Below are 13,524 nucleotides of genomic sequence, written 5' to 3' on the forward strand. Positions count from 1 at the left end.
TGAACCAGCATAATAGGCCGGTTCATCCTTTTGCATTTTACAGCTGTTTCAATTCGTTGATTCTGTGGATCACAGAGTCACGTTTTTCGCTGTAGTCTTTTTCTTTGGCACGTTCTTCATTAATAACGCTTGCTGGCGCCTTTTTAACAAAGCCTTCGTTGCCTAATTTTTTCTGTACGCGTTCGACTTCTTTATTAAGTTTGTCGAGTTCTTTTTCAAGACGTTTCACTTCTTCGTCGATATTGATCAGTCCTGTAAGCGGAAGGATTAGTTCAACACCAGTTACAACTGCCGTCATTGCTTGAGCTGGTTCTTCGACTTCGATGCCGATCGTCAAGTGTTCAGGATTACAGAAACGCTCGATATAGCTGCTGTTTTTCTGTAATGTTGCTAAGATGGACTCGTCTTTCGCTTTTAAAATCAAATTGATTTTTTTGCTTAACGGTGTGTTCACCTCAGCACGAATGTTACGAACGGAGCGGATGATTTCAACAAGCAGCTTCATTTCCTCGGCTGCAGCTGAATCTGTCAATTCTTCGTTCACTTCCGGCCAAGCAGCAACAGTGATCGACTCACCTTCATGAGGAAGGTTTTGCCAGATTTCTTCGGTAATGAATGGCATGAAGGGATGCAACAATCTCATCGTGTTATCTAGCACGTAAGCTAAGATTGAACGAGTCGTTTTCTTCGCTGCTTCGTCTTCGCCATATAACGGAAGTTTCGCCATTTCAATATACCAGTCACAGAAATCATCCCAAATGAAGTTGTAAAGCACACGGCCGACTTCACCGAACTCATAACGGTCAGCGAGTCTTGTTACGTTTGAAATCGTTTCGTTCAAACGCGTTAAAATCCATTTATCGGCTACAGATTTTTCACCGCTTAAATCGATTTCGTCATACGTCATGCCATTCATGTTCATTAAAGCAAAACGGGATGCGTTCCAGATTTTGTTGGAGAAGTTCCAAACCGCTTCCACTTTTTCGGTGCTGTAACGAAGGTCCTGACCTGGTGAGCTGCCCGTTGATAAGAAGTAACGCAGGGAATCAGCACCGTATTGATCGATAACATCCATCGGATCGACTCCATTACCAAGCGATTTGCTCATCTTGCGTCCCTGTTCGTCACGAACAAGACCGTGAATCAGTACATCTTCAAAAGGACGTTCGCCCGTGAACTCAAGTGCTTGGAAAATCATCCGTGAAACCCAGAAGAAAATGATATCATAGCCTGTCACAAGTGCTCCGGTTGGATAGTATCGTTTGAAATCAACGCTATCTTTGTCTGGCCAGCCCATAGTTGAGAACGGCCATAAAGCAGAGCTGAACCACGTGTCCAAAACGTCTGTATCTTGTTCCCAGTTCTCAGCATCCGCAGGCTCTTCATGTCCTACATACACTTCGCCTGTTTCCTTATGATACCAAGCCGGAATGCGGTGGCCCCACCAAAGCTGACGGGAAATACACCAGTCGCGAATATTTTCCATCCAGTGCAGATACGTTTTTTCGAATCGATCTGGAACGAAATGAACTTTTTCATCATCAGACCCTTTTTGAAGCTCAACTGATGTATCCGCAAGAGGTTGCATTTTGACGAACCATTGAGTCGAAAGATATGGTTCAACAACAGCACCGCTTCGCTCTGAGTGACCAACTGAGTGAAGGTGATCTTCTATTTTAAAGAGTACTCCTTCATCCTGAAGGTCTTTGACGATTTGCTTACGGCACTCGAAGCGGTCCATACCTTCGTATTTACCGGCCTTTTCATTCATCGAACCGTCTTCATGCATGACAAGGATGCGCTCCAAATTGTGACGGTTCCCAATTTCAAAGTCATTCGGATCATGGGCAGGTGTAATTTTAACCGCACCAGAACCGAATTCCATATCCACATAATCATCACCGACAATCGGAATTTCTCGACCTGTAATTGGCAAGCGAACCATTTTACCGATTAAATGCTTATAACGGTCATCTTCAGGGTGTACGGCAACAGCAGAATCGCCAAGCATGGTTTCTGGGCGAGTTGTAGCTATTTCAATTTCACCTGATCCGTCAACTAATGGATATTTCATATGGTAAAATGCGCCCTGAACATCTTTGTAAATAACCTCGATATCAGATAACGCTGTTTTCGTTGATGGATCCCAGTTGATAATGTATTCCCCGCGATAAATCAAGCCTTTGTTATAAAGGGACACGAATACTTCACGTACCGCTTTAGAAAGCCCATCATCAAGCGTGAAGCGCTCACGTGTATAATCAAGACCAAGACCAAGCTTTGACCATTGTTCACGGATATGACTCGCATACTCCTCTTTCCATTTCCATGTTTCTTCTACAAACTTCTCACGGCCTAAGTCGTAACGGCTTACGCCTTCTGCACGAAGCTTTTGTTCAACTTTTGCTTGCGTAGCGATACCAGCATGGTCCATACCTGGCAACCATAAAACGTCATAGCCTTGCATCCGTTTCATGCGAGTTAATATATCTTGAAGTGTTGTATCCCAAGCATGGCCTAGGTGCAGCTTACCTGTTACGTTCGGCGGTGGAATGACAATCGTATATGGCTCTTTTTTGTCATCACCTTTTGTTTCAAAAAACTTTCCATCAAGCCACCACTTATAGCGGCCTTTCTCTATCGTCTGCGGATCATATTTAGTCGGCATCGAAATTTGGTTCTCTTCCATAATCATTTCCTCCTTTTAAGGGCATAAAAAAAACTTCCATCATCACAAAAGGACGAAGGAAGTTGTTCGCGGTGCCACCTTTTTTCCGAAAAAGAAAAGAATCTTCTTCGGCTCTCAAATGGGATAACGGCTCTTCACCGGCCATCGCTACTAAATAACTTTCACGAAAACTGCTCGCGGACGACTTCTGATGCTGCCAACTTAGAAACCTCTCACCAACGGTTCCCTCTCTGAAAAGCGCATTTCATCTTACTATTTCCGGTCTTTGCATTCATTTATATTCATATGTAAAATCACTAAACGCATATAGTATATAGTACAAAAAAAATAGGGCTCCAGTCAATCATCTTTCGAATACTTTCTTAAAGTATTCTCACTTTAGGCTATTAAGTCTTGCCATTCAGTCTTTTTCTTTATTCTATCCTCTAAGATAAGTTCCTGTGACGGCTTTCTCACCTTTTCCACCTCATACCCATAGAATATAAGAAGTCCTACAAAGGAAGGTAATAATATGAAACGAAAATATTCCCCTTATACTTTACCGCCTTGGATGAAAAAATTCCGCGGTGTTTGCCAGCAGTTCATTATCCCTTTTATAGTATTCCAAGGGTTGCGGACGCTGATTTTCCCTACTTTCTTCGATATGCTTCTGCTAATCGCATTTATTTTCTTAGCTATGTCTTTATATTTCGAATGGATTTAATTATTCCCCTACAGAAAAAAAATATACATGACTGGAGGTAATCCAATCATGTATATTTAGCTTGGGGGTGATTGCTCTTCTTTAACAGCTTCAGTATCCGCCTTTTTCTTCTGTTCAATATCTTCGATTTTCATCACCATATATTCAATATTCTTCAGGAGCCAAAATTGCCGCTGCAGTTGGGTTACATTATCTAGTTCTGTTCTATGGCCTCTGCCGTCCGAATAATTCTTCACTATATCTAGAGCCGATCCCGGAAAAGCAAGATAGCTTTGCATCAGCAGCAATTCTTCTTCTTTTAACGGGAAATAACGGAGATAGTTATATAGCCAATCGACACAGTCATCACATTGGACAGGATAGGTCCTCGCCGATTTGACTAGGAATGGGAGTAAATCGAAATGAGGCGGTGCCGTATTCGAATTCTCGAAATTAATAAAGTAACCATATCCACGTTCATCATAAACAAAATGCTTTAATGAGACCTTTCCATGCGTGACAACAGTCCGGATTTTTTCACTTTCCTTTGTTTTTTCATACCACGTTTCAAACTTCTTAATCGAGTACCTCAGTGCCTGTGATATATCTGTGAAAAAGGAACAAACCGTCATTTCAAATGGAGACATATACCATTTCTTTTCACAGCTATCAATATACTCATCCATAAAATCCTTCTCGTTATTCCAGGAATCCAATGTTCGCTCATAATGAGATTCTCGTTCCTCAATATCCACTACTATTTCTTTTACAGACAACGTATGCATCCGGGCAAGCTCCCTGAACATTTGCTTATGGCTTTCATCACGCTCTCCGTTTCTCTCGTTATTCAACCAGGGCATCAGGTAATACAAACGACCATTATGAAGAACCGCATAACGTTGATCCATCGTTTGATAAATGGGAACAATTCGGTTATACCCGCGATGATACAGTTTTTGAACATTTTTGATAAAATCAATGCCGTTGTGCGGTAAAATGGACTTCAAGGCAAATGTACCGCGATCACTATAGACTTTTTTCACTCGTCCGAAATCCTCTATATATTGTACATATAGGGCATATTCTTTCAAAACTTCTCCTGTGTCCCTATCCCAATTATTAGTCTGCTGATTCTCGTTTTCCCTCACGAGACTCACTCACTTTCTCTAAAAAAACTCGCCAATTGGATTCCTATAGCCACCAAAGGCGTAGTCACATTCAATCTTACTTTCTTAGATTGTCTTTCGTTTATTAAATTACAACTCAATTACTATAGTAAAAAACAGGAGCAGTGCCATCTGCTCTGCTCTCTGCCGTACTTAATTTTTATAAGCAATCGCCTTCGGTATATAAATGACTTGCCCTTCATGAACGTTCTGATTCGACTCCAATTCATTGCTGAAGAGTATAGATTGAACAGTAACATCATAGCGCTGTGCCAAATCATCCAACGTTTCCCCTTGCTGAACAATGCAAACCTTCATCCTGACCAGTTCTTCCTCTTGTTTTCGTCCGAATAAATCCATAATGGATAAATGCTTATCCGCGTGCTCTGTCGTCTCTTTATCATCACGTTCCGAGGCTTGTTTTCTGCCTTTATAATTTTTAACTTCTTTGGCTGGTGGCTCTGGATTTTCTTTTCTTTTAAACAAATCCCTTATAGATGAATGGTGTTCCTCTTCGTTTGCTACTTTCACATGCTCATTGAGGATAGGGCCTGCTTTATCAACAGCTTTTTCCTGCCGGTCGACTTCCTCGGATCCAAATGGCGATACAGGATTCTTACTAAATGGGACATTTTGTTGATTACTTACATAAACCGATTCTTCTTCTTTCTTAATCTCCGGGTTCTCTACGGCTTTTACCAGTCTGCTAACTTCTGCCTCTAGATTCTCATCTTGAATGGGTGACTCCGGAATCTTATCAATTGGATGACTATGGCGATCAATTAGGTAAATCACTTCTTCTTCCTCTTCGGCTTCTTCCCTGTTTACTTCTTCCCACTGCTCCTCTTCTGGATACGGTGAAACAGGAATTTCAAAAACTGGAGCATTATGCTGTTCACTTAAATAGATAGGCTCCTCATCATCTTCTTCCTCGGTTTCAAACACTCGTTTTGCCTCGGCAGAAAATGGCGTGTATAACTCTTCTTCCTGCTCATCACGAAACACCGGTTGAAAATCTGGGATTGGCGGGACCCCAGCCGCATATGGAATGTATGACTCATTTTCTTCGTCTGTTTCTTCTTGTTCCTCGGTTTCTGTTTCCACGACCTCCAGTTCCGTATCGGTACGTTCTTCCACATATGAATCATTATAAATTCCGGTTATCAACAAATCCGCCTGCAATTTTAAACAGTTATGCTCAGGTAGAGCATAATCAAAACTTTGAATCGAGACATCAATTTCATCTAATGAGGCAATCCGATTATTCGGAATCGTTATATCAACCGGAAAACGGTGTGTGAACTCATTGAGTCCATCGAGATTCCTCTCAACCTTTTGAACGGCTTTTGGCATAAAGGTCTGTGAAAATTCCTCTTGTTCACCATTTTCCGAGTCTTTGTATTCACCGCATAAATCTAACGAGCCTCGTATAAAAACATATTGATCACTTTCTTGAATCGTCACATTTGGATCGAGGGAAATGGAATATAGCTCAGCCACTTCCTGTCCCTTCTGGAACCAAACGGATTCCTCTAAAGAAAATCGTAAATACGATTCATTTTCTTGCGACAAGACAACTCCTCCTTTCAGCTTCAGGAAACGGTACCTATACCAATAACAATCTATGAAGAAAGGCTATTGATTATTCCTTAATTTCATTGGAAACCATCTTGCCCTTAAGCCCTTCATCTACTTTTATTCGGCCTTTCCGCCATTTAATTCGTCCTTCATCCACTTTAATTCGGCCTTCTACCATTTATTTCGGCCTTCAACCATTTATTTCGGCCTTCAACCATTTATTCGGCCTTCAACCATTTATTTCGGCCTTCTACCATTTATTTCGGCCTTCCTCCACTTTAATTCGTCCTTCTACCATTTATTTCGGCCTTCAACCATTTAATTCGACCTTCAACCACTTTAATTCGGCCTTCCTCCACTTTTATTCGGCCTTCAACCATTTATTCGGCCTTCAACCATTTATTTCGGCCTTCAACCACTTTAATTCGGCCTTCATCCACTTTTATTCGGACTTCAACCATTTATTTCGGCCTTCCTCCACTTTTATTCGGCCTTTCCGCCATTTAATTCGTCCTTCCTCCACTTTAATTCGGCCTTCAACCATTTAATTCGGCCTTCAACCATTTATTTCGTCCTTCAACCATTTATTTCGGCCTTCAACCATTTATTTCGGCCTTCAACCATTTATTTCGGCCTTCTACCATTTAATTCGGCCTTCTACCATTTATTTCGGCCTTCATCCACTTTAATTCGGCCTTCATCCACTTTAATTCGGCCTTCTACCATTTATTCGGCCCTAAACCATTTATTTCGGCCTTCTACCATTTAATTCGGCCTTCTACCATTTATTCGGCCTTCAACCATTTATTTCGGCCTTCATCCATATATTTCGTCCTTCAACCACTTATTTCGGCCTTCAACCACTTTAATTCGGCCTTCAACCATTTATTTCGTCCTTCAACCATTTATTCGGCCTTCAACCATTTATTTCGGCCTTCCTCCACTTTCGGCCTACAAACTTTTTTTTGGCCTACTTATTGATTAAAATTCAATAAAAAAACAGGCTACCTTTCTCCAAAAGTTTTTGGATAATGGTAGCCTGTTTTAAGAGTTTTATTAGTGTTTCAATTAGCTTTAGATTATTTTTTTAATTTCGCAAAAGCTTGTTCAGTTGCTGCAATGGTCTTTTCGATATCTTCATCACTATGTGCAGTAGATAGGAATAAACCTTCGAACTGGGACGGCGGCAAGTAGATACCTTGGTTTGCCATTTCCCTATAATAGGAAGCAAAGAACTCTAAATCAGAAGTTTTTGCTGTATCATAATTAACTACATCTTCATTCGTAAAGAAAAGTCCGATCATTGAACCAGCACGGTTAAATGTATGCGGAACACCATATTTTTTAGCAGCTTCTCCAATGCCTTTTTCGAGCATGTCACCTTTACGGGTAAACTCTTCATAAGATTCTGGAGTCAATTGGCTCAGCGTTTCAAGTCCGGCTGTCATGGCAAGCGGGTTTCCAGATAATGTTCCTGCTTGATAGATTGTTCCACTCGGTGCAATTTGTTCCATGATTTTACGTTTACCTCCGAAAGCTCCGACCGGTAAACCTCCGCCAATAACTTTACCAAGACAAGTCAGGTCCGGCTCAATGCCAAAATAGCCTTGTGCACAATTATAACCGACTCGGAAACCTGTCATAACTTCATCAAAAATCAATAGAGCCCCGTATTGGGTCGTCAAGTCGCGCAGGCCTTCCAAGAAACCAGGTTGTGGTGGCACGACACCCATGTTCCCCGCAACAGGCTCCACGATGATACAGGCGATGTCTTCGCCAAATTGCTCAAACGCATATTTTGTTGCTGCAAGATCATTATATGGCACTGTAATTGTATTTTTTGCAATGCCTTCTGGTACACCCGGGCTATCTGGTAGACCTAACGTTGCAACGCCAGATCCGGCCTTAATTAACAAGGAATCACCATGTCCATGATAAGAACCTTCAAACTTCAGGATTTTATCACGGCCAGTATATCCTCGTGCTAATCTTAAAGCACTCATAGTTGCTTCTGTTCCTGAAGAGACCATACGAATCATCTCAATCGAAGGAACCCGTTCAATGACGAGCTTAGCCAATTCATTTTCAACCACGGTAGAGGTTCCGAAGCTTGTACCTGATTCCGCTACCTTTTTCAGTGATTCAACGACACGATCATTCGTGTGACCCAGGATAAGCGGTCCCCAGGAAAGAACGTAGTCTATATATTCATTGCCATCGATATCATACATTTTCGAGCCTTTGCCACGCTCCATGAAAATGGGGTCCATGTCCACAGATTTAAAGGCACGGACCGGGCTGTTCACGCCGCCCGGCATCAAATTTTTTGCTTCAGCAAACGCTTTTTTCGATTTTTCATATGACCGCATGATTCAGTCCCCTTTTCTCTAACAGGTTATATTTTTTTATCTTTTATTATCTTCATCAATCCAGCGTGCTACCTCTTTTGAAAAATACGTAATGATTAGGTCCGATCCTGCACGTTTTAAGCCTGTCAGCATTTCCATTACAATTGCTTTTTCATCAATCCAGCCATTATTGGCCGCAGCTTTTACCATGGAATATTCTCCGCTCACATTGTATGAAACAACAGGAAGATTAAAGTTATTTTTTACATCTCTGATGATGTCCATATAAGAAAGGGCTGGTTTCACGATTAAGAAATCCGCACCTTCAGCAACATCTGATTCCGCTTCACGGAACGCTTCAAGACGATTCGCAGGATCCATTTGGTACGTCTTCCTGTCACCAAATTGTGGCGCGCCATTCGCAGCTTCACGGAATGGGCCGTAAAAGGCTGAAGCATATTTTACAGCATAGGACATGATTGGGATATCTTCATAACCCGCTTCATCCAAACCTGCACGAATGGCCGCAACAAATCCGTCCATCATGTTAGAGGGTGCAATGATATCAGCGCCCGCTTCGGCCTGGCTAATAGCTGTTTTTGCAAGAAGGTTAAGAGAAGCATCGTTTAAAATCTTGTCTCCCTCAACGACTCCACAATGGCCATGGCTTGTATACTCACAAAGACATGTATCAGCAATGACAATGATTTCCGGGTATTGTTTTTTGATAAAACGTGTCGCCTCTTGTACAAGACCGTTATGATGAAAAGCACCTGTGCCATGTTCGTCTTTATCATGATCAAAAGGGACACCAAATAAAATGACTGATTTAATGCCTAGACTCACGACTTCATCCATTTCTGCTCCCAGATTATCCATAGAAAGCTGATAAATACCGGGCATCGAGCTAATTTCATTTTTTACGTTTTCTCCGTCAATGACGAAAATCGGATAGATTAAATCCTCTTTATGCAATTGTGTTTCACGGACTAGAGCTCGCATGCCAGCACTTGCACGCAGGCGACGGTGGCGATTGAATGGAATGTCTTTCATTTTAAAGTTCCTCCCTTATTATTCTTTTTTACAATGAATCGTATTAATTCCTCAACCATTGCTTCTGTCGTATAAACATCTGGACACACATCGACAGTTAAACCATGTTTAGAAGCCGTTTTAGCAGCAATTGGTCCGATGCAAGCAATGATAATGCTTTCTATGTATGTACCCAATTTATTGCGGTCTATAATCTGTAAGAAGTGCTCTACCGTTGAAGAGCTTGTAAAGGTTATTGCATCAATTTTTCGACTCACTATCAGTTGAACAAGTTTTCTTTCACTCTCATCAGGAAGTACGGTATGATAAACAATCACTTCATCACAGGAGGCACCAGTTTTATTAATCTCATCCGCAATGACCGTGCGCGCGAGATTTCCTTTTGCCAGCAAAACGCGGGATCCAGGTTGAAGTAGTGAAATGAACTCCGAAACAAAACCTTCAGCAACAAACTGAGATGGAATAAAATCCGCCACATATCCATGGCGCTTCAGTGCTTCTTCTGTTTTTGAACCGATAACAGCCATTTTTGGAAGCCTAACAGGCTTTTTTCCGAGAAGTGCAAAGAGGAATTCAACCCCATTTTGACTAGTTAAAATAATCCAGTCGTAGCTATCTAATTCTTCTAACCGCAGCTGCACTTCTTCCCGATGATCAGGAAGAGTGAACTCAAGCAAAGGAACGAGAAGCGGAGTTCCACCATTTTTTTCAATCGAAGCTTTTAATCCATCAGCCTGTCTTTTCCCTCTGGTGATTAACACCTGATAATCTTTGAGAGGTTGAAAGGGCTTCATTACTGATCAAGCTCCTCTTTTACACGATCGATTAACTCTTTACCGCCAAATTCACTAATAAGTTTAGCAGCATTATGTCCAACTGCTTCTGGGTCAGACCCTTCAACCATTTCTTTATAAATTAATTTACCATCCGGAGAAGCGACCAATGCAGTTAATGAAATATCTCCATTGTCTTTTGCTACCGCGAAGCCGGCAATCGGCACCTGACAGCCGCCTTCCATTTTATCTAAAAATGCACGTTCTGCTTCAACTGTTCTTTTCGTTTTTTCACAGGTGAATTTCGCAAGCTCAGCCAGTAAATCTTGATCGTCAGCACGGCATTCAATAGAAAGTGCTCCTTGGCCAACTGCTGGTATACAAATATCTTCATCTAAAAATTCTGTTACGACGTCCTGCTTCCATCCCATTCTTGAAAGTCCGGCAGCAGCTAAAATAATAGCATCGTAATCTTCAGTTTTCAGCTTATTCAGGCGGGTATCGATATTACCGCGAATCCACTTAATTTCAAGGTCTGGTCTTCTTGCTAGGATTTGTGCACCACGGCGTAAACTGCTTGTCCCTATGATAGAACCTGGCTTCAGTTCAGATAGAGTTTCATGGTTTTTTGAAATCAAGGCATCTCGGTGGTCTTCTCTCGGTGGAATGCAGCCAATCGTCAAGCCTTCTGGAAGTACCGCCGGCATATCTTTCATACTATGTACAGCCATATCGATTTCTTTATCAAGCATAGCTTGTTCGATTTCTTTTACAAATAAGCCTTTGCCTCCTACTTTAGAAAGCGTTACATCGAGGATTTGATCCCCTTTTGTGACAATTTCCTTCACCTCGAACTCGTATGGAACACCAAGCTCTTTAAGTTGATTAATAACCCAGTTCGTTTGGGTAATCGCTAATTTACTACGTCTAGAACCGACAATAATTTTTCTCATAATTTCCTCCTATGTATTCCAAAAGTGGAATGTTGAAAGGCTTCCAAAAAGGAAAAAGTTAATTAACACAATCATGAAAGATCCAATATTCAGAAAGGCTAGTGTCCTTCCATACATTTGTTTCCGAATTTTCAAGTATAAAAACACGCTGTAACCGATGAGCAAAATAAATGAGCCGATAATTTTCATATCCAGCCAGGATACTCCAGGTACTTTTATATAGGCCCATTGAATTCCTAAGATAAGGGAGACCACTAATAATGGGACTCCGATTACTGCAAGGACATATGACATATGCTCAAGTTTTGTTAAATCTCCGAGACGAAGCAGTCGTTTCCCCCATTTTTTTCGTTTCAATAAATCATATTGAATTAAGTAGAGTAGGGAAAATACGAAAGAAAGTGTAAAAGCCCCATAAGATAGAATGGCAAACGTAATATGTATGAGCAAAAGCTCTGAAACGAGCTGCTGTGCGAGCACTTCTGATTCTATCTGAACTGGTGCAAAGGTATGAATAGCCATAACCATAAAGCCTAATACATTGGTAAAGAAGACCGTAAAATCGACTCTAAGCAATCGATTAATAATTAATGATAACGAAATGAGGACCCATGCATAAAAATATAAGCCTTCAAAAATCGTCAATACCGGAAACCTTCCCGTTTTCATTACATATAGAAACAAAAAAATTGTTTGCAGCACCCAAACAATAGAAAGCAACCAGAAGGCAACTTTATTCGCCTTCTGGTTATTATTAAGGAAGTCAATAAAATATAAAAGCATACTGATGGCATACAACAATACAGTGGCTTCATGTAATCTTGTCATTAGTAATTCCATATCTACCTCATTACTGGACAGGAACTGGATTTAATAGGGATGTCTTGGCGCTGTTCCGTTCATTTTCGTCATCCACTACCAACTGTTCTTCAATCAATTCCTCTAAATGAAAGATCTTCACGAAATTATTTAATTGCTCTTTTGCATTCGGCTCATCTGCAAGTTCTTTGGCATATAAAATCGGATCTTTCAGCATTTGGTTGATAATGCTCTTCGTATGCTTGTTCAGAACTTTTTTGTCGCGTTCGCTTAAGTGTGGAAGTTTTCTCTCAATGCTTTCCATCGTTTCCTTTTGAATCGACAGTGATTTTTCACGTAAAGAGGAAATAACAGGAACTACGCCAAGCAAATTAATCCACTGATTAAAATCAACAATTTCTGATTCAATCATTAATTCGATTTTCTCAGCTGCTTTTTTACGCTCCTCAATATTCGCTTGCACTATTCCCTCAAGATCATCAATGTCATACAAGAAGACATTCTCCAGCTCAGCTAATTTTGGATCAAGGTCACGCGGTACTGCGATGTCGACCATGAAAATAGGACGACCTTTGCGAAGCTTGTTCACGAACGTCATCATTTCTTTTGTTACGAGAAGATTTTTTGAACCAGTGGAAGTAATTAAAATATCCGCTTCCACTAAGGCACATTGCAACTCTTGAAGCTGTTTTGCTTTACCATTAAATCTTTCAGCCAAGTCGACTGCTTTCTGATACGTACGGTTGATAACCGTAATACTATCTGCACCGTTACTGTGCAGATTTTGAATAGCCAGTTCTCCCATTTTTCCTGCACCAAGAATCAAGACATTCTTGCCGTTTAGTCCACCGAAGATTTTTTTTGCAAGCTCGACTGCCGCATAGCTAACAGAAACTGCATTCGTATTAATTTCCGTTTCTGAATGAGCCTTTTTTGCTAATGTAAGGGATTGCTTGAAGAGATGGTTAAAAACCGTACCAAGCGTATCTTCTTTCTGACCTAACATATAGCTTGAGCGAACTTGTCCCAAAATCTGTGTTTCTCCAAGAATCATGGAATTCAAGCCGCAAGTAACTGAAAATAAATGCTCGACTGCTCCATCGCCTTCATAGATAAACAGATATTTAGAGAATTCTTCCTTATCGATGTTAAACCATTCTGAAAGAAATTCCTTGATATAATATCGGGTTGTATGAAGTTGGTCACCGACCGCAAATATTTCCGTTCTATTACATGTTGAAATAATAACATTTTCCAAGATGCTTTTTTTATTTTTAAGAGCTTTCATTGCCTCGGCAAGTTCGGCTTCGTTAAACGACAGTTTTTCCCGAATTTCTACAGGGGCAGTTTTGTAATTAATACCAACCGCTAGAATATGCATCCTTTTTTTTTGCACCCCCAAAATTTTTCATGTAAATTTATTATACCATGTACTAAAATTGATTCACGCAAATAATATGAAC

General features: G+C 40.8%; 10 protein-coding genes and 1 other annotated feature. Of the genes, 1 reads left to right on the forward strand and 9 read right to left on the reverse strand.

Features of this window, described 5'->3' with window-relative positions:
- Positions 1 to 37: 37 nt before the first annotated feature.
- A complete protein-coding gene (locus JFV29_RS20360) occupies positions 38 to 2,689 on the reverse strand; it encodes a valine--tRNA ligase (protein WP_201186051.1) in 2,652 nt (883 codons plus the stop codon).
- Positions 2,690 to 2,734: 45 nt separating this feature from the next.
- Positions 2,735 to 2,964, reverse strand: a binding site (T-box leader).
- A 236-nt stretch (positions 2,965 to 3,200) separates the two neighbouring features.
- Between JFV29_RS20360 and JFV29_RS20365 the strand changes: the two genes are divergently transcribed.
- Complete coding sequence (locus JFV29_RS20365; protein ID WP_056525571.1) at positions 3,201 to 3,392, forward strand: hypothetical protein; 192 nt, start codon at positions 3,201 to 3,203, stop codon at positions 3,390 to 3,392.
- 56 nt (positions 3,393 to 3,448) lie between these two features.
- On the opposite strand, the gene ysxE is transcribed toward JFV29_RS20365, so the two are convergent.
- The 8 genes from ysxE to hemA form a co-directional block, all read right to left on the reverse strand.
- Positions 3,449 to 4,528: a spore coat protein YsxE gene (gene ysxE / locus JFV29_RS20370; RefSeq protein ID WP_342366578.1), complete on the reverse strand. Its 1,080-nt coding sequence runs from the start codon at positions 4,526 to 4,528 to the stop codon at positions 3,449 to 3,451.
- A gap of 162 nt (positions 4,529 to 4,690) precedes the next feature.
- Positions 4,691 to 6,109 carry a stage VI sporulation protein D gene (gene spoVID, locus JFV29_RS20375; protein WP_201186053.1) on the reverse strand — a complete coding sequence of 473 codons (1,419 nt, stop codon included), beginning with the start codon at positions 6,107 to 6,109 and terminating at the stop codon, positions 4,691 to 4,693.
- Between the two features lie 1,085 nt (positions 6,110 to 7,194).
- Entirely contained in the window at positions 7,195 to 8,484 is a 1,290-nt protein-coding gene (hemL, locus tag JFV29_RS20380) for a glutamate-1-semialdehyde 2,1-aminomutase (protein WP_056525582.1), read from the reverse strand.
- A 36-nt stretch (positions 8,485 to 8,520) separates the two neighbouring features.
- Positions 8,521 to 9,516 (reverse strand): porphobilinogen synthase, encoded by a 996-nt coding sequence (gene hemB, locus JFV29_RS20385; protein WP_201186054.1) that lies wholly within the window; start codon positions 9,514 to 9,516, stop codon positions 8,521 to 8,523.
- A complete protein-coding gene (locus JFV29_RS20390) occupies positions 9,513 to 10,310 on the reverse strand; it encodes a uroporphyrinogen-III synthase (protein WP_201186055.1) in 798 nt (265 codons plus the stop codon). The genes hemB and JFV29_RS20390 overlap by 4 nt, the downstream gene beginning before the upstream one ends.
- A complete protein-coding gene (gene hemC, locus JFV29_RS20395; protein WP_053347175.1) occupies positions 10,310 to 11,242 on the reverse strand; it encodes a hydroxymethylbilane synthase in 933 nt (310 codons plus the stop codon). The genes JFV29_RS20390 and hemC overlap by 1 nt, the downstream gene beginning before the upstream one ends.
- A 9-nt stretch (positions 11,243 to 11,251) precedes the next feature.
- Positions 11,252 to 12,070: a cytochrome C assembly family protein gene (locus tag JFV29_RS20400; protein ID WP_223305461.1), complete on the reverse strand. Its 819-nt coding sequence runs from the start codon at positions 12,068 to 12,070 to the stop codon at positions 11,252 to 11,254.
- A gap of 22 nt (positions 12,071 to 12,092) precedes the next feature.
- On the reverse strand, positions 12,093 to 13,442 hold the full coding sequence (gene hemA / locus JFV29_RS20405; protein ID WP_201186056.1) for a glutamyl-tRNA reductase: 1,350 nt from the start codon (positions 13,440 to 13,442) through the stop codon (positions 12,093 to 12,095).
- Positions 13,443 to 13,524: the final 82 nt, after the last annotated feature.

The sequence above is a fragment of the Peribacillus sp. TH16 genome (assembly GCF_016651095.1).
GTDB lineage: Bacteria > Bacillota > Bacilli > Bacillales > DSM-1321 > Peribacillus > Peribacillus butanolivorans.

Bases quoted from the DNA above. Each gene is read 5' to 3' on its own strand.
- JFV29_RS20360 (WP_201186051.1), bottom strand. From the start codon at position 2,689: ATGGAAGAGAACCAAATTTCGATGCCGACTAAATATGATCCGCAGACG.
- JFV29_RS20365 (WP_056525571.1), top strand. From the start codon at position 3,201: ATGAAACGAAAATATTCCCCTTATACTTTACCGCCTTGGATGAAAAAA.
- hemL (WP_056525582.1), bottom strand. From the start codon at position 8,484: ATGCGGTCATATGAAAAATCGAAAAAAGCGTTTGCTGAAGCAAAAAAT.
- hemB (WP_201186054.1), bottom strand. From the start codon at position 9,516: ATGAAAGACATTCCATTCAATCGCCACCGTCGCCTGCGTGCAAGTGCT.
- JFV29_RS20390 (WP_201186055.1), bottom strand. From the start codon at position 10,310: ATGAAGCCCTTTCAACCTCTCAAAGATTATCAGGTGTTAATCACCAGA.
- hemC (WP_053347175.1), bottom strand. From the start codon at position 11,242: ATGAGAAAAATTATTGTCGGTTCTAGACGTAGTAAATTAGCGATTACC.
- JFV29_RS20400 (WP_223305461.1), bottom strand. From the start codon at position 12,070: ATGACAAGATTACATGAAGCCACTGTATTGTTGTATGCCATCAGTATG.
- hemA (WP_201186056.1), bottom strand. From the start codon at position 13,442: ATGCATATTCTAGCGGTTGGTATTAATTACAAAACTGCCCCTGTAGAA.